The sequence below is a fragment of the Kitasatospora dryopteridis genome (assembly GCF_050749075.1).
In the GTDB taxonomy this organism is placed as follows: Bacteria; Actinomycetota; Actinomycetes; order Streptomycetales; family Streptomycetaceae; genus Kitasatospora.
In genome coordinates, this window is the sequence record NZ_CP192749.1 from 994,983 (window position 1) to 1,015,856 (window position 20,874).

A 20,874-nucleotide genomic window follows, 5' to 3' on the forward strand; every position below is an offset into this window, starting at 1 on the left:
CCCGGCGTCGGGCGGGGCGGGCGGGCCGTCAGCCGGGCTTCGGGGTGAGCTGCCAGAGGACGGCGGTGCCGCGTTCGGTGCCGGTGGCCAGGGTTCGGCCGTCGGGGGCGAAGGCGACGGCCCAGACCGGGCCGTCGTGGTCCAGGGTGTACCGGAGCTGCCAGTCCTCGGTGGCGTGCAGCCGCGCCCGGCCGTCCCGGCAGGCGGTGGCGAGCAGCGCGCCGTCCGGGCTGAACGCCAGGGCGGTGACCGGCTCGGCGTGGCCGAGGGTGGCGAGGAGGGCACCGCTCTCGGTCTCGTGGACGAGGACCTCCGCGACCGTCCGGCCAGGACCGCCCGGCCGGGCCGAGGTGGCGGCGACGCTCCGCCCGTCCGGGGCGAAGGCGAGCCACCGGACGTCCCCGCCGAGCCGGACGTGCCGGACCCGGCCGGAGACGAGGTCCCACAGCCGGAGGGCGCCGTCGGCACAGGCCGTGGCGAGCGTGCCGCCGTCCGGGGCGAAACCGACCCCCTTCACCCGCTCGGGGTGCGGAAGCTGCCCGAGCAGCAGACCGTCCGCCGTCCGGTGCACCCGGACCACCCGGTCGTCCGCGCTGCTCGCCACCGACAGGCCGTCCGGGGCGAACACCGCCTGGTAGATCCACTTCGGGTGGGAGACGGTGCGCAGCAGCTCCCCCGACCCGCCGTCGTACAGCCGGACGGCGCTGCCGGGCCGGGCCTGGGAGGAGGAGCAGAGCAGCTGGGTGCCGTCCGGCCGGTACGCGAGCGAGGTCGCCTCGCCGGTACCGGCGAGCTCCCGCAGCACCACCGGCCGCCGGCCGACGCCGTGGACGCGGATGCCGGCCGTCCCGCCGGCGGTGGCGAGTTCCCGGCCCGACGGGTGGAAGGCGATCCACTGCAACCGGTCGCCGTGCAGCAGGCGGTGGGTGACGGCGGGCGGCTCCAGCACGCTGCCCGGGCCCTCCGGGCGGTCGGGCAGCGGCGCCGGGCCGACGGTCACCGGCCACTGGCCGGCGGTGATCCGCGCACCGGGCCCGGCGTGCAGGTCTCGGACGACGCCGGCCGCCGCCGGGGCCTCCAGCTGCCACCGGCCGCCGTCGGTGCCGCGCAGGACGGCCAGCGCCTGTCCGGGCCGGTAGCGGGCGCCGGGCGAGGTCAGCCAGCGGTCGAGCACCGCCCCGCCGGGCGGCAGCGGCCAGGTCAGCGGCGTGCTGCCGGGCCGACCTGCGGCGGGCGCGAGCCGGCGCGGTTCGCGCCGCAGCCAGGCGGCGGCGCCCTGCACCACGGCGAGCGACGCGTCCAGCGGCCGGTGCACGGGCCGGCCGAAGGCGGCGGCGAGCCGCTCGGTGACGAACGGCAGCCGGGTGCTGCCGCCGGTCGCCAGCACACCCGCCAGCTCGTCCGGGGCCGTGCCGTTGGCGGCCAGCAGCCGCCGGCTGCAGGCGACGGTGTCGGCGAGCAGCTCGGCGGCGAGTTCGGCCAGCCGCTCCCGTTCGAGGGTGTACGGCGGCGCGCCGGGCAGCAGGACGTCGGTGGCAGCCGGTTCGCTGCTCAGCCGGTGCTTGATCCGCCGCGCGAACTCGGCGACCAGCTGGCCGGTCTGGGCGGCCACCACGGGGTCGGTCGGGCGCCCGGCCGGCCCGGTGGCCGAGTCGGGCAGGCTGCGCCGGACGTCGGCGGCGATCAGGGCGTCCAGGTCGGCGCCGCCGTGGAAGTCCAGCGTCATCGCCGAGCCCTCCTCCCGGACGGTGCCGTCCGGGAGGAAGCGGACCAGCGCCGTGTCGAAGGTGCCGGCGCCCAGGTCGTAGACCAGGACGGTCTCGTCGGGGGCGAAGCCGGGCCCGGCCGGCGGGGCGAGGGCGGCCGCCAGCGGCGCCGCCAGCAACTGGACCTCGGTGAAGCCCGCCTGCCGCCCGGCCGCCTGCAGGGCGGCGCGGCGCGGGTCTGCCTCGCCCCGCAGGTAGGAACCGGGGCAGGTGAGCAGGAGGTGCCGGACGGGCGCGGGGCCGAGCCGGTCGGCCTCGGCGCGCAGTGCCCGGAGCAGCGCCGCGACACAACTGCGGGCGTGGAAGGGGCGGCCGCCGATCCACAGCGGACGGCTGCGGCCGAGGTCGCGCAGGAAGTCGTGGCGGAAGGCCGTCGGCGCGATCCGGCGGCGGTGCATCGCGGGCGTGCCGACGATCAGCGGCCCGCCGGGCAGGTCGAGAGCGACCGCGGTCGGCCACAGCCGGGAGCCGCTCGCCGGTTCGCGCAGCGGCACGGACTCGCCGTCGGCGACCAGGGTGCCGGAGGTGGTGGCGAAGCCGATGTCGGCGACCAGCACGGGGGAATCGCTCACCTCGCGCCCTCTCCTGCCGGGACCCGCACCGCGGCCGTGCCGGACAGGCCGGGCCCGTCGGTCAGGTCGGACTCGTCGAGCAGGTCGGGGCCGTCGGTGTGGGCGGCGGCGAGGTCCTCGTAGGCGCGGAGGACGGCGGCGACGGCGCGCCGGGTGCGCCCGCCGTGGGCCGGGTCGGCGGCAGCGGCAGCCCAGCGGATGCGGCCCTCGTGGGCGGCGGTCCGCCGCTCGGCGGGGTCGGCGTCGGCGGGCAGGCCGAGCCGTTCGGCGGCGGAGGCGCCGCGTTCGCCGAGGACGCGCGGCAGCTCCCCGCCGAGCTCCGCGTCGAGGGCGAGCAGCCCGCGGTAGTGGTCGCGCAGCACCTCGAGTTCGAGGAAGGCGCCCTCGTCGTGGTCGAGGGCGAGCAGCGGGGCGAGCGCGGCCTCGGCACGCACCCGCTCGGGCTCCGACGGGGGCTCGGCGGGCCGGGCCTGCACCCGGTAGGCGTGGTCGAGCCGGCCGCGCAGCCGGACGAGGTCGGCGCGGGCGCCGAAGTGGTCCTCCAGCAGGCCGGTGAATCCGCCGATGCCGCTGCGGGCCAGCAGTAGGCCGCGCAGGGCCGGCAGGTCGGCGGCCCGCTCCTCGTGCAGCAGCCGGCAGGCCAGGTGGACGCCGTACGGGGTGAGCAGGCGGCTGAGGGTGCGGCGCCGGTCGGGCGGCACCGGGAGGTCGACGGCCGGATCCTGCTCCCACTGCGGGCCCCGGCGCAGCCGTACGGTCAGCACGTCCTGGTCGGGACGGCCGCTGGGGCGGGCCGTCAGCGGGGCCAGGGCGGCGAGGTCGGCCATCAGCTCCTCGGTCAGCGCGGCGGCGCCGGAGGCGAGCAGGCCGGCGACCGGGCGGACGGTGTGCAGGACGCGGTCGGTGCCGGGCACCGCCATGGTGCCGGCGGCGAGTTCGGCGCCGCGCCGCAGCGGGTCGGGGTGGTCGGGCCAGAGCTGCTCGACCTTGGTGAGGGCGGCGACGGTGGAGATCGGCCCGTGCTCGGCGAAGCCCGCGCCGCGGAGGTCGGCCAGCAGGGTGCGCAGGTTCTCCGCCAGGCCGTGCCATGGGGTCACCACGACGAGGGCGTCGGCCCGGCCGGCGTGGGCCGCGGAGGAGTCGCGGACCTCGGCGCCGGTGCGGCCGAGCAGCCGGAGGGTGGCCGCGGAGTCCCCCTCGAAGACCGAGTCCAGGCCGGGTGTGTCGATCAGGTCGAAGGCGGCGAGCCGGGGGTTGGGGTCGGTGACGGCCAGGTGGTCGATTCCGAGCAGCGGTTGGGCGCTGCCGGCGGTGCGCTCGGCGCCGGCCAGCGCGGCCAGCTCCTCCGGGCGGAACGGCACGGGCGGACGGCCGTCCAGGAAGTGGGCGGTGACGGTCCGTTCGGGGCCGTGCGTCAGCCGGGTGACGGTGAAGGTGAGGTCGGTGATGCCGGTCGGGGCGATCTCCTCGCCGAGGAGTGCGTTGACCAGGGTCGACTTGCCCGAGCTGACCCGGCCGACCAGGGCGATCCCCAGGGGCCGGGCGAGCCCTTCGCGGGCGGCGCGCAGCGCGTCGGCGAGGGGCCGCAGCGCGGGCGGGCCGTCGGCCGCGGCCAGGCCGGCGGCGAAGGCGGCGTCGGCGCGGGCCCGCAGGGTGCGGGGGGAGGTCAACGGCGCCCCGCACCGCTGCTGCGCCCGTCCCCGGCCGGGGAGCCGTCCGGCGCCGGGTCGTCGGCCGCGGAGGGGCCGGGGCCGAGGAAGCGGGCGAGGAAGGCCGGGCCGAGGGCCCGCAGGTAGGGCTCCAGGCCGGGCTCGATCAGGCGGCCGAGGAGGTCGGCGAAGTCGGCCTCGGCGTCCGGCGGCAGGGAGCGGCCCTGCTCCAGGGCGTCGAGGAGTTCGTCGTAGCGGGCGAGCAGGCGGTGGCGCAGCAGTCGGTAGTCGCCGACCGTCCCGGCGAGCCGTTCGCCGGGGAAGCGGCCGACCGGTTCGTGCCCGGCGTCGGCGGGCCACGGCCGGGTGAAGCGGAGGTCCGCGTACTCGACCAGCCGGCCGGTGCGGCGGGCGACGGTGAGGGTCGCGAACGGCGGGCGGACGAGGATGCCGCGCCCGTCCGGGTCGCGGTCGCCGGAGAAGACGGCGAAGCGCAGGTGCACGGCGGGCCGGCCGGTGCCGTCGGGGCGGCGCAGCGGGATCGGCCAGGCCAGGTAGGACTCCATCGGCAGCTGGCTGCGGAAGAACGGGGTGCGGCGCAGCTGCTGCATGAGCTGCCCGGTACGGGTGGCGGCGGGGCCCGGGTCAGTCATCCTCGTCCGTTCGTGCAGCGCCGTCGGCCCGGACGAGGTGGCGTCCGGAGTCCTCCCAGGCGCGGTAGAAGGTGTCCATCGGCACCCGGAAGGCGGCGCCGCCGCCGTGTCCGGGGTCGTTCAGGACGACCACGGGCCGGTCCGGGTCGCTGTAGTCCAGGCCGGTCACCACCACGGCGTGGTCGGCGCCCTGCCCGGGGATGGCCGGCACGCCCTCCAGGGCGGCCTCGGCGGCGTACTGCGGGTCCATGATCTCCTGCGAGTCCACCGGCACGATCACGTGGTCGCCGTCGGCGAGCGCGAAGCGGAGGTCGTCCAGGTTCGCCCCGTCCTGCGCGGCCACGGGGACGCCGTGGTACTCGAGCAGCCGGGCCATGTCGTCGACGGCCGTGCCGTGCGAGGGGTCGTACCAGCCGTGCTCCTCGGCGAGCGCGGAGAGGTCCGTCTCGGTGCGGTCGACACCGGTCACCTGGTCCAGGACGTACTCCTGGGAGACCACGGCGCAGCTGTACGGCTGCTCCTGCTGGTGCCAGTACTGCGCGGCGGCCTGCGGGTCGCCGACCACCGGGCCTTCGGTGTGCAGACCGAACGAGGGCCCGGGCTCCGGGCCGTCCGGGGCGTAGGGGTCGTGCGGCAGCGCCGCGGCGGTGTCCGGGTCCGGGTCGTGCACGGCGTACGGGTCCGTGGGGTCCGCAGCGTGGTGCGCATCCTCGGGCTCCCCGCCGGCGTGCACGTCGTACGACTCGTGGAAGTCGTGCGCATCGTGGGTGTCGTACGAGTCGTGGGTGTCGTACGAGTCGTAAGTGTGGTCGTCGGCCGGGTGGTCCGCGGAGAACGGGTCGTCGGGAGTGTCGAAGGCGATCACGTCCGGTCCTCCGCCCAGGAGATGTCGCCGGCCGCACCGGGGACGGTGACCGGCTCCGGCTTCCGGGCTCCTGCCGCTCCGCCGCCGGCCGTGCGGTCGACGGCGGCTGCGGTGAAGGCCTGGGTGCGGGCCTCCAGTTCGGCGGTGCGGGTGCGGAGTTCCTGCAGCGGGCGGGTCCGTTCGCGGAGTTCGGCGAGGCGGGTGCCGGCGGTCGCCGTGGTGAGGTCCTCGGTGTCCTTGAGGGCGGCGACGAGCCGCTGGTTGGCCTCGCGCTCCTGCTCGATGCGCTCCTCCATCTCCTGTTCGGCCTGCTCGCGGAACTCCTCGCAGATGTCCTTCACCGAGGCCGAGATGTGCGCCGCCTGACGGCGCTTCAGCGGCTGGAGCTGGGTGCGCAGGCTGCTGCGGTCCAGGCGGCGGTCCTCGTTGCGGAGGTCGCGGCCGGCGCTGGCCCAGCCGGCGGCCATGCCGACGAGTCCGCCGACCGCCGCGCCGACGGCCGTGCCGAGGCCGGGGACGACGCTGCCGATGAGGGCGCCGGTGGTGGTGCCCATGGAGCCGCCGAAGGAGAGGTCCCGGAGCCGGCGCTTGAGCCGCCCGGAGCGGTGCTTCTCGCCGAGCCGGCCGCGGACGACCAGGTCGCCGGAGGTGGGTGCGGCCATCTCGGTGGGTCGGGAGCTGCCCATGGCGAGCCCGGTCTCGGCGGCCGTCCGCACGAGGACGGCCGCGGTGGCGGTGCCGGCCCGGGCGTTGATCTCGCCGACCACCTGGGCGGCGTCCGCGGTCAGCTGGGCCACCAGGCGCTGGGGATCGGTCAGGTAGGCGTCCTCCTCGAGGTAGTGGCTCTCGAAGCGGTCCCAGATCCGGGCGTGCCGCTCCTCGGCGTCCCTGCGGAGCTCCTCCTGCACGGTGTCGATCCGCCGCCGGAGGGCCACCCGCCGCTGCGCCCGGCCCTTGCGCAGTTCGGCGAGCCTGGCCTGGTGCTCCAGCGCGCGGCGGCGGAGTTCCCCGACGGTGCGCCGGGTGCCGTCCTCGAGTGCCTCGGTCTGGCCCTCGAGCGGGGCGAGCAGGGCCCGGACGCCGCGGTCGAGGCTGTCGAGCGCGCCGCCCAGGACGCGCGGCACGCCGCGGTGGCAGAGCGCGGCCCACAGGGCGTCGGTCAGTCCTGCGAGGTTGCCGGCCGCCCGGTCCTCCTCGTCGCCGTGGGCGAGGAAGTCGCGGTGGGCGCGGGCGGAGACCGGCACCACGGTGATTTCGGCGGCGGGGCGCCCCAGGGCCCCGGCCAGCTTGGCCCGGGTGTCGGCCAGCACTTCGCCGTAGCCGCCGAGGTCGGTCTTGGTGAGCACGAAGAACAGGGCGCCGGGCGTGTCGGTGGCGGAGACCGCGGAGGCGGCGCGCCGCACCGTCTCCAGGTGGCTGCGGAGCACCGGCTGCGAGGAGTCCAGGACGAGCATCACGGCGTCCGCACCGGGCAGGGCCGCGAGGGTGGCGGCGTTGTGGCCCAGGTAGGGGCCGCCGAGGCCGGGGGTGTCCACCAGGGTGAGGCCCGGGCGCAGCAGCGGGCTGGGGGTGCGGATGTGCACGGACAGCACGCCGCGCCGGTTCTCCGGGTTGCCGTGCTCGGTGCCGTGTTCGCGCAGGCCGCGTCGGTCGACGCGCAGGCCCGGCGTGCCGTCGTCGGTGTCCCGGAGGATCTCGATCGTCTCCTGGTCCCCGTACGAGACGGAGGCCGCCACGCTGGTGGCGATCTCCTCCGCCTCGGGCAGCAGGGGCGGTTCGCCGGTGTCGTCGAGCAGTGCGTTCAGCAGGCTGGACTTGCCGGCCTTGAACTCGCCGAGCACGACCGGCCGGAGCCGGTCGGCGGCCAGGATGTCGCGGGCCTCGGCGAGCGAGCGGCGGGTGGCTTCGGCCCCGTCCCGTCCGGCGGCGTCGACGGCCCGTTCGAAGGTCTCGAGAATGCCCGATCTGATGGCCTCGTAGTCGTCCACGGTGGCAAGCCCCCCTGCCGGCGTCGTAGCGGCGCACGTGTCACGTGTGCAGTCGGCCGTCCCCCGGCGGCAGGTGACTGCATGTCAGAACCTACCGCTCCGGATCGCCCGGGAAACGGCGTTTGCCCGATTCCGCGGACACGGGTGGGCGCGGCCGAGCGCCGAGGGGGTGCGGTCAGGCGTGCGGGACGGTCGGGCCGCCGGCCGTCCGGGGTGCGCCGAGCGGGGCGAGGGTGGCGGCGGCGCCGGCCACGGACTCGGCGAGCAGGGCGGCCGTGCGGCTCGCCTCGTAGAGCTGCTCGCGGGCGTCGCGGGCCGACCGGATGACGTCGTACGCGGCGTCACCGGCGGCGGCGCCGGGGGCGATCCGGCCGGCGGCCTGCTCGCTGCTCAGGAACGCCTCGACCCGGTCCAGGAGTTCGGGCAGTCGGGCGGTGAGCCCGGCGAGGGCGCCGACGATCTCGGCGGCCTCGGCCGTGTGCAGCAGCCCGGGGCGGGCGCCCTGCCGGGAGGCGGCGCCCGCGGCGCGCAGCAGTTCGGCGGCCTCGGCCGTGAGTTCGGGAACGGACAGGTTCGGCGGCACGGGCGGGACGGACGGGTTCATCGGCACGGACGCGTTCATCGGCTGGGCCTCCTCGGAAGTGACGGTGCATCGGCCGGAGCCGGCGAACCGTCACCACCGACCCCGCCGGTGCGTCTCCCCCCGCTGTGCCGCGCCACACGGTCGGATTCGGGACACCCGTACGGCCCGCCCGGCACTCACCCCTTGCGGGCCACGTAGTACACGTTCACCGGGTCGCCCTCGACCGACCGCACCTCCACCTCGCGGAAGCCCGCCTCGGCGAGCATCCGGCGGGCGGTCTGCTCGCCCCAGACGGTGCCGAGGCCAGCGCCGCCGGTGCTGAGCGAGGTGGTCATGCAGTAGAAGACGGAGAAGCAGTACAGCGCCGGTCCGAAGGGGTGGCCGATGTTCTCCTCGAGTCGGCTGGAGGCGGCGATGTCGCCCATCAGGAACGTTCCGTCGTCGCGCAGGGCGGCGGCGATCGCGGCCAGGGTCGGGCCGGGTTCGGCGAGGTCGTGGATGACGTCGAAGGCGGTGATCAGGTCGTACTGCCCGCCGATCCCGGTGGAGTCGCCGACGGCGAGCGCGACGTTCTGCAGGCCGCGGCGTTCGGCCTCGCCGCGGCCGAAGGCGATGCCCTCCTCGGAGCGGTCCAGGCCGTGGAAGCGGCTCTCCGGGAAGGCGGCCGCGAGGACGACCGGCGCGTGGCCCCGGCCGGTGCCCACGTCGAGCGCGTCGATGCCGCTGCGCAGCCGTTCGGCCAGGCCGGGGACGAGCGGGACGATGGTGTCGACGAGCGCCAGGTCGTACACCCGGGCGCTCTCCTCGGCCTGGAGGGCCTGGAAGCGCGGGTACGCCGAGTAGGGGACGCCGCCGCCCTTGCGGAAGGACTCGGCGACCTGCTGTTCGACCCCGCCCATCAGCCCGACGTACTGCATCATGCCCGCCAGGTTGTCGGGACCTCCGGCGGCGGTGAGCGAGGGGGCGTGCTCGGGCGGCAGGGTGTAGGTGCCGGCGTCCGGGTCGTACTCCACGATGCCGCCGACGACCATGCCGCCGAGCCATTCGCGGACGTAGCGCTCGTCGAGCCCGCTCGCCTCGGCGAGGCCGGCGCTGGTGGCGGGCGGAGAACCGGCCATGGCCTCGAACAGGCCGACCTGGTGGCCGACGCTCACCATCAGGGCCAGGGCGGACCCGTTGAGGATGTCGACCATACGGCCGGCGAACGCCTCCTGCTTCTCCTGGTCGAACTGCTCCTGACCGGGCTTCTCCTGCTCGGGCGCGCCGCTCGCGGTTCCGGGACTCGACATGGGGTGCCTCCTCGGGCGCCGGCCCGGCAGGCCCGCCGGGTCCGTGCTCCCAACGTACGCTCGGCCCCGCGTGCACGGCCTGCATGCCGTGCGGTGGCGGGCCTTGACGCACCCGAAGGGGGCACGTACGGTCGATCGATCACGATCGGCAAATGCATCGAAACTTTTCGAAGCGGACAGGCCGACACCACCGCACTCCGCACAAGGACGCTCATGGCCGCACCAGAGGACACTCCCCGGCCGCACCACCAGGACGCCCGCAACCCCGTGCTGCCGGGCTTCCACCCCGACCCGTCCGTCTGCCGGGTCGGCGAGGACTACTACCTGGTCACCTCCTCCTTCGAGTACTTCCCCGGGCTGCCGCTGCACCACAGCCGGGACCTCGTGCACTGGCGGCCGATCGGCCACGCCGTCGACCGGCCCGAACAGCTCGCCCTCGACGGCGTGCGCCCCTCCGGCGGCCTGTACGCCGCCTCGCTGCACCACATCGGCGGCCGGTTCCGGCTGGTGTGCACCCTGGTGGACGGCGTGCGCCGCTCCGGCACCTTCCTGCTCACCGCGGACGACCCGGCGGGCCGCTGGTCGGACCCGGTCTGGCTGCCCGAGGCGCCCGGCTTCGACCCCTCGCTCTTCGTCGACGACGACGGCTCGACCCACCTGCTGGGCACCCGTCAGACCCACCGGGACGGGCGGACGGAGATCTGGCTGCGCGCGGTCGACCTGGACCGCGGCGTCCTCACCGGCGAGGAGCACGTGCTCTTCCGCGGAGCCCTGGTCGGCGCCCGCTGGGCCGAGGGCCCGCACCTGTACCGCCACGGCGGGTACTACCACCTGGTGGTCGCCGAGGGCGGCACCGAGCACGACCACGCCGTCACGGTCGCCCGCAGCACCCGCCTGACCGGGCCGTACGAGAACAACCCGCGCAACCCGGTGCTGACCCACCGCCACCTCGGGCTGGGCCACCCGGTCACCGGCGCCGGACACGCCGACCTCGTCCGCACCCCGGCCGGCGACTGGTACGCACTGCTGCTCGCCTCCCGGCCGTACGGCGGCGGCGGGCACGCCAACCTCGGCCGGGAGACCTTCCTCGCCCGGGTCGTCTGGGAGGACGGCTGGCCGGTGTTCAACCCCGGCAGCGGACGGCTGGAGGAGGTCACCCGGGTCGCCCTGCCGCCGCACCCGTGGCCGGCCGCCGACCCCGTCGACCACTTCGACGCGCCCGTGCTCGGCCCGGAGTGGAACCTGCTGCGCACACCGCGGGCGGCCTTCCACAGCCTCGCCGAACGCCCGGGCCACCTGCGGCTGCGGCTGCTCCCGCAGACCCTGGCCGAGCACGACACCCCGGCGTTCGTCGGCCGCCGCCAGCAGCACCGGGACTTCACCGCCGAGGCGCTGCTCGACTTCGCCCCGGCGGCCCCGGGCGAGCAGGCGGGCCTGGCGGCCTTCTACGACCCCGGCCACCACGTCCGGCTGCTCGTCGACCGGGACGCGGCGGGCGGCCGGCTCGCCCGGCTGACCGTGCGCGAGGGCGGCCGCGACACCGTCCGCGCCGAACGGCCGCTCCCCGCAGGGCCCGTCCGTCTCGCCGTCACCGCCCGCGGCCAGGACTACACCTTCGCCTGCGGCCCGGCCGACGGCGCCGCGGCGGCCCTCGGCACGGTCGACGGCCGCATCCTCAGCAGCCGGCACGCGGGCGGCTTCACCGGCACGTACGTCGGCCTGTACGCCACCGCACCGCACCCGACCACCACCCGCGCGGACTTCGACCTGTTCCGCTACACCGCCCTCTGAACCGGCGCCCCGTCAGGAGGCAGCCGCCACCCGCTCCCGGCCCAGTGCCAGGGCCACCGCCTCCTCGAGCGCCTCCTCGGCGGGGACGGCCACGTCCGGGACGACGCCGACGCCCTCCCAGTTGGTGCCGGTGACCGGGTTGACCGAGCGGGCGGTGGGCACGGTCACCGTGATGTGCGGGGTGACCGGCAGCCGGTCGGTCGGGTGCGCCCCGCCGCGGGTGGTCTCGCCGACCAGCGTCGCCCGCCCGTTGACCTTCAGGTTGTAGGCCAGCTCCTCGCCGCCGGAGAAGGTGAAGGCGCTGGTCAGCACGTACACCGGGCGGTCCGCGTAGCGCGGCCCGGGCACGTGGGCGGAGGTCCAGAACTGGCGGGTGGAGTCCGTGGCGCGGTCGTACACGTCGTTCAGGTGCACCTCGCCGTCCGGGAAGAGGTAGCTGCACCACAGCGCCACGCCGTCGGGCGAGCCGCCGCGGCACTTCCGCAGGTCGAGGACGAGCGCCTCGGTGTGCGTGAGGAGTTCCATCGCGGCGGCGAAGGCGCGACCGCCCTCCGCGGCGTCGGGTATGGACCGCAGGTCGAGGTAGCCGAGGTTGCCGTCGAGCTGCTCGACGCGCCGGATGCCGTAGGCCTCGACGCGGTAGGTGGCGGCCCAGCGGGCCTTCTCCTCGTCCGGGGTCTCCTCCCCCTCCATCGGCTGCGGGTCGTCCCGCCACAGCAGCCGCATGTGCTTGTCGGGGCAGGCCTCCTGCAGGTGGGCGGTCACCGCCTCGCACAGCTCGGGGCCGGCCAGGCCCGTGTACTCGCCGTCGGCCAGGCGGCGCCGGATCGCGGCGTCGACGGCATCGGCCTTCTCGGGGAAGACGTAGCCGGCCCGGATCTTGGCGAGCGCGTCCTCGATGACGTGGTTGATATCGATCACCCGCCGGATGCTAGCCGCAGACCCGCGAGGTGACCACGGGGTTTCCCGAGGACCGCCGGGCCGACGTGACCGACCGTCAGGACGCCTCGCCGCAGGCGGCCACGAAGGCGGCGAGGTCGGCGGCGGTGCGGGCGGGGTCCTCCCAGTACACCACGTGGCCGGAGCCCTCGTGGACGAGCAGTTCGGCCCGCGGCAGGGCGGCCGCCAGCCGTTCCTGGTCGGCCAGTGGCAGGATGCCGTCCCGGTCGCCCCAGACCACCAGGGCGGGTGCGGTGATGCCGTCCAGCCCGTCCGGCCCGGTCTCGTCGAGCAGGCCGCGGAAGGTGTCGCGCCACACCCGCGCCGGGGCGCGGAGGCTCTCACCCACCATCAGGTCGACGAAGTCCTGCGGCAGCGGCCGGCTGAGCAGCGACTCCACCAGCCCGCGGACCACCGCCGGGTCGAGCGGGTCGGTGAAGCGGGAGACGGACTCCCAGAGCTCGGCCGCCCCCGGCTTGTCGGACAGCAGCGCGGGCGAACCGAGGAAGACCAGGCCGCGGATGCGGTCCGGGTGGTCCGCCGCGAACCGCCGCACGGTGAAGCCCGAGCTGGACGCGCCGACGAGGACGGCCCGCCCGATCCCGAGCAGGTCCAGGAACGCCGCCAGGTCGGCCGCGAAGTCCGCCGGCCGGTAGCCCTCCGGCGGACAGCTCGCACCGCCGTGCCCGCGCTGGCTCGGTGCGAGGACGTGCAGGTCGCCGGGCAGCTCGGCCATCAGCGGCTCGAAGGACCGCCAGGAGTCGGCGACGGCGTGCACCAGCACCACCGTCGGCGCCGAGGGCGGCCCCTGCTCGGCGTACGGGAGCACCAACCCGCCGGGCAGCCGCGCCGTCCGGACGGCGGGCTGCGGCGTCGCGGCGCCCTGCGGGGTCACGGCGCCCTGCCCGGGTCGGCCATGCCGCACCTCCTTGCCGGGGCCGCAGGCGTACGGGGCGCCGGGCCTGCGCCCACGGGCCCACGATAGGCCGGGGCGCGGGGGCGGCGCTCGCGGGCGCCGGGGCCGGCCCCGTCAGCTCGGGTCGTAGCGCAGGACGCGGTCGTCGCCTGGACGCGGGTCGCCGCGGCCGTCGGTGTTGTTGGTGACGACCAGCAGGGTGCCGTCGGGCTCGGCGAGCACGGTGCGCAGCCGTCCGTCGGCGTGGTCCAGGTGGGCGACGGGGTCGCCCGCCGCACGGTCGCCGTCGAGCGGGATCCGCCAGAGGCGCTGGCCGCGCAGGCCGGCCATCCAGATCGCACCGTCGGCGAAGGCGATGCCGCTGGGCGAGGCGTCCGCGGGGCGCCACTGGACGACGGGGTCGGTGAAGCCGGGGCGGTCGGCCTGCCCCTCGACGATCGGCCAGCCGTAGTTGGCGCCCGGGCGGATCAGGTTCAGCTCGTCCCAGGTGTTCTGGCCGAACTCGGAGGCCCACAGCCGCCCCTGGGCGTCCCAGGCGAGGCCCTGGACGTTGCGGTGGCCGAGCGACCAGACCGGCGAGCCGGGGAAGGGGTTGCCGGGGGCGGGGGCGCCCTCGGGGGTGATCCGGAGGATCTTGCCGCCGAGCGAGGAGCGGTCCTGGGCGAGCGCGGGACGGCCGCTCTCGCCGGTGCCGACGTAGAGCATGCCGTCGGGGCCGAAGGCGATCCGGCCGCCGTTGTGGTTGTTGCCCTTGGGGATGCCGGTGAGGACGATGGCGGGCTCGGTGAGCTGCGCACCGACCGGGCGGGAGGTGTCGTAGGTGAAGCGGACGATGCGGTTGTCGTCGGTGCCGGTGTAGTACGCGTAGAGCGCCCCGTCGGGGCCGAGGGCGAGGCCGAGCAGGCCGCCCTCGCCGGCGTGCAGCACACCGGGGACGGTGCCGACGTCGGTGCGGTCGCCGGAGCCGGGGTCGATGCGGACGATCCGCCCGGTGTCGCGGGAGCCGACCAGCAGGGCGCCGTCCGGGAGGCGGACGAGGCCCCAGGGCGAGTCCAGGCCGTCGGCGACGGTGGCCGTCGCAGGCGCGGAGGCCGTCGCCGTGCCGGAGGCCGTCGTGCCCGGGGTCTCGGCGGCCGCGGACCCGGTCGGCGGCGCGGCGGAGGAGCTGCAGCCGGCCAGGGCCGCGCAGAGCACGGGCAGCAGGGCGAGGACGGTCGCGGTGCGCGTCTTCACGGGGACCTCCCGGCCGGAGCGTCCGCCGGCGGTGCCGACGGCATCCTCTCCACCTCACCACATCCCGGCCCGGCTTCCCCGGCGAACCCGCCCGGCCGCCCGGGTCACGGGTGCGCCGGCCGGGGAAACGCGGGCGTGCGGCCGGGCCCGCCGCCCGAGGGGGACGGCGGGCCCGGCGGCCTCGGCGCGGGTCAGCAGCTCAGGTTGCTGCCCGGAACGGTGCCGAGGATCTGGGTGAAGCTCTGGTACGAGTTGATCCGGCTCTGCACCTGGGCGGGGTTGCGCCCGTTGCACTCCAGGCTGCCGTTGATGCTGCGGATGGTCTCGCCGAAGCCGGCGCCGTTCACCATCGCGTTGTGCGGCGTCATGGTGCCGGGGCCGGACTGGGTGTTCCAGTACCAGAGTCCGGTCTTCCAGGCGACGGACGAGTCGGTCTGCACCAGGTTGGGGTTGTGCAGCAGGTCGATGCCGAGGGCGTCGCCGGCCGCCTTGTAGTTGAAGTTCCAGCTGAGCTGGATCGGGCCGCGGCCGTAGTAGGCGGCCTGGCCGGCCGGGCAGCCGTACGGCTGCGAGGAGTCGCAGTAGTGCGGGTAGTTGGCGGTGTTCTGCTCGACCACGTAGACCAGGCCGCCGGTCTCGTGGCTGACGTTGGCGAGGAAGGCGGCGGCCTCCTGCTTCTTCACCGTGTCGCTGCCGGTGTTGGCGAACGCCGGGTAGGCGGCCAGCGCGGCCTTGAGGCCGGCGTAGGTGTAGAAGGAGTTCCGGTTCGGGAACATCTGGTTGAACTGCGCCTCGCTGACCGGGAATCCGCCCGGGTTCGAGGTCTGGGTCGGGGTCGGGGTGCTGCCGCCGCCGGAGCAGGTGTAGGGCTCCCAGTACCAGGTGGAGATCACCGGGTCGTAGCCCGGATTGTCGTGCGTGGCCCGGTACAGCTTGCCGTCGGTGTAGCGGACGATGCTGCCGGTGGTGTACGTCCGGCCGGCCACCCAGGCGGGGTGGTCGCAGCTGCTGCCGGTCGGCGTCGGGGTGCTGCCACCGCCGCCGCCGCAGCTGCCCTGGTCGGCCCAGACGCCGGAGCCGCCGGTGGAGGGCGTCTCGCCCTGGGTCCACCACTTGGCGGTCCAGTTGTGGCCGCTGTACGAGGCGGACATACCGCCGGTGTAGACGGAGGAGGAGTTCCAGGCGGCGGCGCAGCTGCCCGCCGAGGCGACGGTGGGTATCGCAACCGCGAGGCCTGCCACGGCCGCGGCCGCGGCGCCCGCCGCGAGGAAACGGCGCTTCACCGGGAGACGGTGCTTCCTTGACACGTGATCACCCCTTCGTGCGGTGGGGGCCGCACGGAGTCGAGGACGGGAGGGAGCCGCCGCGCGCAGGCCTCGGGAACCGATGGGTGCGGGCCGCGCTGCGGGGCTGACCAGGACTCAACCGTACTGGTATATACCTGTCAAGGTGGCCACCGATGGTGCGCCTGAAGGGAACCCTAAGGGCAGCTAAAGGCGCCGGTCGAGCACTTCTGATGATTCGTCAGATCTTGCGGCGGCGCAGCCGCCCGCCGCGGACGAGGCGGCGCAGGCCCGCGAAGCGGCCGAGGCGGTCGAGACGTTCGGCGTTGGCCGCCGAGGCGCGGTCGAGTTCCTCCATGAGGCGGCGGGAGCGGTGTTCCAGGGCGAGTTCGTCGAGCATCCGGTCGATCTCGGCGAGCACCGAGCCGTACAGCTGCCAGGCCTCCGGGTCCTCCTGGACGTGCCGCAGCAGCAGCTGGGCCACGTTCTCGCGGACGGTCCAGGCGGCGGCGAGCTCGGCGGTGAGGCGCCCCTCGGCCTCCTCCGCGCTGCGGCTGACCTGGGTCGTGACGAGGACCGCGAAGCTGACCAGGGCGCCGCCGACGTGGCCGAGCAGCTCCTCCATCGCCACCGTGACGTCCTGGGGGAAGAGCCGCTGTTCGCCGTCGCGGCGTTTGGCCAGGTCGGTGAGGGAGCGGGTGAGCACCCGGATGACGACCACGCAGATCTCCAGCGTGTCCAGGCCGGTGCGCAGCACGATGCGCGACAGCAGGCCCTCGCTGACCCTGGGGTTGAGCCGCAGGCTGTCCTCGGCCTGGCGCAGTGCGGCGTCGACGTCGGCGATGGCCTGGTCGAGGCGGCGGGCCTCGTGCAGCCGGGCGGCGGCCTGTTCGACGGGGGCCGGGCCGCCGAGTTCGTCGGCGATCTCCAGCAGCAGGTGGCGGGCGCGGCGGGCGAGTCCCTCGACGGCCTCGCCGGCGGTGTCGACCCAGACCGGCGGCGCGAAGACGACGTTGAAGGCGAGCCCGACGCCGGCGCCGATGAGGGTCTCCAGTACCCGGTCCCAGGCCTGCGAGGCGAGCTGGGTGGTGCCGAGGATCAGCATGGCGCTGATCGCGACCTCGTTGACGAACTCGTCGACGCGCACGAAGTGCCCCACCACCAGCGAGGCGAGGATGGTCAGGGCGAGGCTCCACCAGGAGAGCCCGACCACCGCGCTGAAGCCGATCGCGATGAGCACGCCGACGATCACCGAGTTGACCCGGCGGATGCTGGTCTTCAGCGTGGAGTAGACGGTGACCTGGACGATGAGCAGGGCGGTCAGCGGCGCCGTCAGCGGCGCCGGCTCGGCGCTGACCTGCAGCGCGACGACGTACGACAGCGTGGCGGCCACCGTGGCCCGCAGGTACAGGGAGACGGTGGGGTCCCCGATCCACCGGCGTACGGTGCCGCTCGTCCGAGTCCACAGTTCGCGCATCATTCCCTTGTACCCGCCGCGCCGCGCCGCACCCGGGCGACGCGGCGCACCCCTCCGGGTACGGCGGACACCCCGCCCCGCCACCGGGGTGGGGCGGCGGGGCGGGGCGCCGGGCGTCAGGCGGACACGAAGCCGCGCACCTGGGCGAGCACCGACAGGTCGGTCAGGAAGCCGATGTGCGTCTGGCAGGCCACCAGGGTGTTGGTGGCGCCGCTGACGGCGGTGCTGGTGTACGGGATGATGATGCCGTCGCAGGGCGAGTACCAGGTGCGGTAGGCGGTGCTGCCGGGGGTCTCGTCACCGCTGTTGAGCGTGGCCAGGAAGGCCGAGCCCGGGTACATCTCCTGGCAGGACGGGTAGACGATGCAGTTCGCCGCGTAGGTGGTGCCGTGGTTGGCGCCGGCCAGCGAGGCCCAGTGCGCGACCTTGGTGTGGCCGCCGAGCTGCTTGACGTACCACCGCGTCACCAGGCCGCCCATCGAGTGGTTGACCAGGTCGACCTGGGAGGCGCCGGTGCGGGCGCGGACCTGGTCGACGAAGGTCGCGAGCTGCGCGGCGCTGGTCTGGTTCGACTGGTTCCAGTCGTACTCGAAGGTGTACAGCTCGGAGGAGCCGTAGCCGCCGGACGCGAACACCGAGAGCGCGGTCGTCCAGTTGGACGCGCTGCCGGTGTAGCCGTGCACGAAGATCACCGGGCGGTGCCCGGCCGCGTGGGCCGTCCCGGAAGGCACCACGAACGCGGTGACGGCCGCCAGGCACAGGAAAAGGGAGCCGAGAATCCGGCGCATCCCTACCTCCAGACAGTGGGTGGGGGAACCCTGACCGGACGTCAGGGCGCCCACAGTCTCGGCGCCGCCGGACGCCGGCGAATCGGTGAAACCACCGGTGCCCGCAACCCGTCCCGGCCTTGTGCGCCCGCCCAGCCGCAGCCCGCCGCCACTGGGCAGCCGGACAGCCTTCCGCCCCACCGGCTGGACCGGCACCGACCGCTCTGCTGACCTGTGCACGCCGGGAGGCGCGCCCGGCGCCCCGCCGCCGCGGGCGGGACCGGCCGAGGACGCGGGGAAGGGCTGCCCATGCACGGACGCGAGACCGAGATCCGGGTCCTGGATGGCCTCGTCGGGCGCGCCCGCACCGCGGAGGGCGGCGTCCTGCTGCTCTGCGGCCCGCCCGGCGCCGGCCGCACCGCGCTGGCCGACCGGGCCGTCCGCACCGCGGCCGCCGCGGGCGCCCTCACCGTCACCGCCCACGGCCACCCCGCCGAGACCGGCCTCCCGTACGCAGCCCTCGACCTGCTCGCCGCCGAACTCACCGCAGCCGCCCTCGCCGCAGCCGCCTCCACCGCCGGACCTGCCGAGGACGCCGAGCCCGCCGGGGCCCCGGCGGCGGCCCACGCGGGCCGCCTGCTCGGCCTGCTGCGTGCCCTGACCGCCCGTCGGCCCGTCCTGCTCGCCGTCGACGACGTCCACCACTGGGACGAGCCCTCCCGGGCCGCCCTCGCCGTGGCCGCCCGCCGGCTCGGCCCCCGCTGCCCGGCCGCCCTGCTGCTCACCGCCGACACCCACCACGGGCCCGACCCGCACCTCGACGGCCTGCCCCGCCTCGATCTCGGACCGCTGCCCGCCGCCGCCGCGGCAGCCCTCGTCCGGGAGGCCGCGCCGGGCCCGGTCGCGCCGACCGTCCTGGAGGCCCTGCTGCGGGAGGCGCACGGCCGGCCCGCACTGCTCGCCGAACTGCTCGCCCGCCTCACCCCCGCCCAGCTCTCCGGCCGGGCCCTGCTGCCCTCGCCGCTGCCCGCCGTCCCGCTGCTGCAGCGCTACACCGCGCGGCTCGCCGCACTGCCGGACGCCGAACGGACCGCGCTGCTCACCCTCGCCCTCGCCGAGGAGACCGCCGCGTTCCGCCCCGACCTCCCGCACCCCGCGCTGTTCCCCGACCCCGACAGGCCCGTCGGCGGACTCGCCACCGGCCTCGCCGCGGCCGGACTGGCCGGCATCGTGCAGGACGGCGGCGACCGGCCGCGCTTCACCGAGCCGCTCTGGCAGTCGGCCGTGCACCGGTCCGCCACGGCCGCCGACCGCCGGACCGCCCACCGCAGGCTCGCCCGGGCCACCGCGGAGACCGGCCCCCGGCTGGCCCACCTCTGGCACGCGGCCGCCGCCGCACCGGGGCCCGACCCCGCCGCGGCCGACGCCCTGGACGCAGCCGTGCGCGCCGCCGGGCCCACCGTGCCGCCCGGCCAGCTCGCCGCCCTGCTCGGCCGCGCCGCCGAACTCGGCCCGCAGACCGTGCTCGCCGCCGACCGCTGGGCCCGGGCCGCCGAGCAGGCCCGGCTCGCCGGGGACACCGGGCGGGCCCGGCTGCTGCTCGCCCGCGCCCGCCGGCTGCCCGCCGACCACACCGTCCGCGGCCGGGCCGCCTACACCCTGGGCATGGCCGAACTCAGCGACGGACCCGTCCGGCAGGCCCGCGCCACCCTCGGCCTCGCCGCCGACCTGCTCGCGGACGCCGAGCCCGACCTCGCCCGCGACGCCCGGCTGCACGCCGCCGAGGCCGCCTGGACGGCCGGCGACCGGGCCGGCTGCCGCGCAGAGACCGCCGAACTGCTCCGCCGGCCCGAACCCGCAGGCCGGACGGCCGCCGTCCCCGCCGTGATGCTGCACAGCGCCCGCGGCACCGCGGCCGCCCTCGACCGGCACTACAGCCGCAGCATCCCCGAACTGCGCCGCACGGTGGCGGACGGCCACCGCGAGACCCGGCCGCCCGCACTGGCCAGGGCGCTGGCCGCGGCCGCCGTGCTCGGCGACGCCGCGGCCGCCCGCGACCTGGCCGCCCGCGCCATCGCGCTGGCCCGCGCGCACGGCCACGAGGCCGCCGTCCCGCACCTGCTGCAACGGCTCGCCTACGCCGAGCTGTACGCCGGTCTCCCCGAACGCGCCGAGTTCCACGCCAGCGAGGGCCTCGCCGTCGCCGAACGCACCGGCCGGCGCAATCCCGCCGCCCACCACCACGCCGTCCTCGCGCTCACCGCCGCCACCCGCGGCGACGCCGCCGAGTGCGCCGAGCACGCGGCCGCCGCGGACCGGACGGCCGTCACGCACGGCCTGGTCACCGCCACGGTCGTCAGCGCCTGGGCACTCGCGCGCCGCGACGCCACCGCAGGACGGCACGACCGGGCCGCCACCCGGCTGCTCGCCCTCACCGCCCCCGGCCCCGCCCAGGGCCACTTCGCGCTGCGGCTGCTCGCCGTGCCCTGCCTGGTGGAGGCCTGCGTCCGGGCCGGCCGCACCGAGGAGGCGCGGCCCGCGGTGCGCGAGTTCTCCGCCTGGGCGTCCGGCGGCGCCGGCGAGCACGCCCGGGCACTCGCCGCCCGCTGCCGCGCCCTGCTCGCCGAGGCCGACGGCGGCGCCCCGGACACCGTCGTCGACCTGCACCACGAGGCGCTCGCACTGCACGCCGCCGCCGACTCCGTCCTCGAACAGGCCCGCACCGCACTCCAGCTCGGCAAGGTCCTGCGCCGCCGCCGGCACCCCGGCCGGGCCCGCCACCACCTGCGCGAGGCCCTGGACGGCTTCGAGCACTGCGGCGCCCGGCCGTGGGCCGAGGAGGCCCGCACCGAACTGCGCGCCGCCGGCGCCGACCACGGCGGGCCCGTCGTCCGGACTCCCGTCGGCGCGCTCACCGCCCAGCAGGCGCACATCGCCCGCAAGGCCGCGGACGGCGCGACCAACAACGAGATCGCCCGGCAGCTCTCGCTCAGCCCGCGCACCGTCGAACACCACCTGCGGAACATCTTCGCCACCCTGGGCATCCGCTCCCGCACCCAGCTCGGGCCGGTGCTCGCCGCCCGGCACGCCTGAGCGCGGCCGG

General features: G+C 76.3%; 15 protein-coding genes. 2 read left to right on the forward strand and 13 right to left on the reverse strand.

Translation table 11 applies throughout. The annotated features are described in order from the left end of the window. Positions 1-28: 28 nt before the first annotated feature. The 7 genes from ACQ614_RS04590 to ACQ614_RS04620 all read right to left on the reverse strand — a co-directional run bounded on the left by ACQ614_RS04590 (position 29) and on the right by ACQ614_RS04620 (position 9,269). Positions 29-2,338 (reverse strand): Hsp70 family protein, encoded by a 2,310-nt coding sequence (locus tag ACQ614_RS04590; protein WP_431676866.1) that lies wholly within the window; start codon positions 2,336-2,338, stop codon positions 29-31. Further along, entirely contained in the window at positions 2,335-4,008 is a 1,674-nt protein-coding gene (locus ACQ614_RS04595; RefSeq protein ID WP_431676867.1) for a dynamin family protein, read from the reverse strand. The genes ACQ614_RS04590 and ACQ614_RS04595 overlap by 4 nt, the downstream gene beginning before the upstream one ends. Then, positions 4,005-4,640, reverse strand: coding sequence for a hypothetical protein (locus tag ACQ614_RS04600; protein WP_431676868.1), 636 nt, complete (start codon positions 4,638-4,640; stop codon positions 4,005-4,007). The genes ACQ614_RS04595 and ACQ614_RS04600 overlap by 4 nt, the downstream gene beginning before the upstream one ends. Beyond that, on the reverse strand, positions 4,633-5,505 hold the full coding sequence (locus ACQ614_RS04605) for a C39 family peptidase (protein ID WP_431676869.1): 873 nt from the start codon (positions 5,503-5,505) through the stop codon (positions 4,633-4,635). Before ACQ614_RS04605 ends, ACQ614_RS04600 begins: the two co-directional genes overlap by 8 nt. After that, positions 5,502-7,493 (reverse strand): dynamin family protein, encoded by a 1,992-nt coding sequence (locus ACQ614_RS04610; protein ID WP_431676870.1) that lies wholly within the window; start codon positions 7,491-7,493, stop codon positions 5,502-5,504. Before ACQ614_RS04610 ends, ACQ614_RS04605 begins: the two co-directional genes overlap by 4 nt. Positions 7,494-7,668: 175 nt before the next feature. Further along, positions 7,669-8,115, reverse strand: a complete 447-nt coding sequence (locus ACQ614_RS04615) for a hypothetical protein (RefSeq protein WP_431676871.1) — start codon at positions 8,113-8,115, stop codon at positions 7,669-7,671. A gap of 137 nt (positions 8,116-8,252) precedes the next feature. Continuing rightward, positions 8,253-9,269, reverse strand: a complete 1,017-nt coding sequence (locus tag ACQ614_RS04620; protein WP_431683822.1) for a class I SAM-dependent methyltransferase — start codon at positions 9,267-9,269, stop codon at positions 8,253-8,255. 309 nt (positions 9,270-9,578) lie between these two features. Between ACQ614_RS04620 and ACQ614_RS04625 the strand changes: the two genes are divergently transcribed. Continuing rightward, a complete protein-coding gene (locus ACQ614_RS04625) occupies positions 9,579-11,156 on the forward strand; it encodes a glycoside hydrolase family 43 protein (protein WP_431676872.1) in 1,578 nt (525 codons plus the stop codon). Between the two features lie 12 nt (positions 11,157-11,168). Here the strand turns inward: ACQ614_RS04625 and ACQ614_RS04630 are convergent, their stop codons facing one another. From ACQ614_RS04630 to ACQ614_RS04655, 6 genes are all read right to left on the reverse strand, one after another. Then, positions 11,169-12,077, reverse strand: a complete 909-nt coding sequence (locus ACQ614_RS04630) for a S41 family peptidase (RefSeq protein ID WP_431676873.1) — start codon at positions 12,075-12,077, stop codon at positions 11,169-11,171. A 76-nt stretch (positions 12,078-12,153) separates the two neighbouring features. Further along, positions 12,154-12,990, reverse strand: a complete 837-nt coding sequence (locus tag ACQ614_RS04635) for an alpha/beta fold hydrolase (RefSeq protein WP_431676874.1) — start codon at positions 12,988-12,990, stop codon at positions 12,154-12,156. A 135-nt stretch (positions 12,991-13,125) separates the two neighbouring features. Further along, the gene (locus ACQ614_RS04640; RefSeq protein WP_431676875.1) at positions 13,126-14,244 is read right to left on the reverse strand and encodes a PQQ-dependent sugar dehydrogenase; all 1,119 of its coding nucleotides are present in this window, start codon (positions 14,242-14,244) and stop codon (positions 13,126-13,128) included. Positions 14,245-14,435: 191 nt separating this feature from the next. Further along, positions 14,436-15,527: a glycoside hydrolase family 19 protein gene (locus tag ACQ614_RS04645; protein WP_431676876.1), complete on the reverse strand. Its 1,092-nt coding sequence runs from the start codon at positions 15,525-15,527 to the stop codon at positions 14,436-14,438. A gap of 241 nt (positions 15,528-15,768) precedes the next feature. Next, positions 15,769-17,004 (reverse strand): FUSC family protein, encoded by a 1,236-nt coding sequence (locus ACQ614_RS04650; protein WP_431676877.1) that lies wholly within the window; start codon positions 17,002-17,004, stop codon positions 15,769-15,771. Between the two features lie 116 nt (positions 17,005-17,120). Next, positions 17,121-17,792 carry an esterase/lipase family protein gene (locus ACQ614_RS04655; protein WP_431676878.1) on the reverse strand — a complete coding sequence of 224 codons (672 nt, stop codon included), beginning with the start codon at positions 17,790-17,792 and terminating at the stop codon, positions 17,121-17,123. Between the two features lie 288 nt (positions 17,793-18,080). On the opposite strand from ACQ614_RS04655, the gene ACQ614_RS04660 reads away from it, so the two are divergent. Then, entirely contained in the window at positions 18,081-20,864 is a 2,784-nt protein-coding gene (locus tag ACQ614_RS04660; RefSeq protein WP_431676879.1) for an AAA family ATPase, read from the forward strand. The last annotated feature ends 10 nt before the right edge of the window (positions 20,865-20,874 follow it).

Bases quoted from the DNA above. Each gene is read 5' to 3' on its own strand.
- ACQ614_RS04660 (WP_431676879.1), top strand. From the start codon at position 18,081: ATGCACGGACGCGAGACCGAGATCCGGGTCCTGGATGGCCTCGTCGGG.
- ACQ614_RS04625 (WP_431676872.1), top strand. From the start codon at position 9,579: ATGGCCGCACCAGAGGACACTCCCCGGCCGCACCACCAGGACGCCCGC.
- ACQ614_RS04620 (WP_431683822.1), bottom strand. From the start codon at position 9,269: ATGGTCGACATCCTCAACGGGTCCGCCCTGGCCCTGATGGTGAGCGTC.
- ACQ614_RS04655 (WP_431676878.1), bottom strand. From the start codon at position 17,792: ATGCGCCGGATTCTCGGCTCCCTTTTCCTGTGCCTGGCGGCCGTCACC.
- ACQ614_RS04650 (WP_431676877.1), bottom strand. From the start codon at position 17,004: ATGCGCGAACTGTGGACTCGGACGAGCGGCACCGTACGCCGGTGGATC.
- ACQ614_RS04600 (WP_431676868.1), bottom strand. From the start codon at position 4,640: ATGACTGACCCGGGCCCCGCCGCCACCCGTACCGGGCAGCTCATGCAG.
- ACQ614_RS04615 (WP_431676871.1), bottom strand. From the start codon at position 8,115: ATGAACGCGTCCGTGCCGATGAACCCGTCCGTCCCGCCCGTGCCGCCG.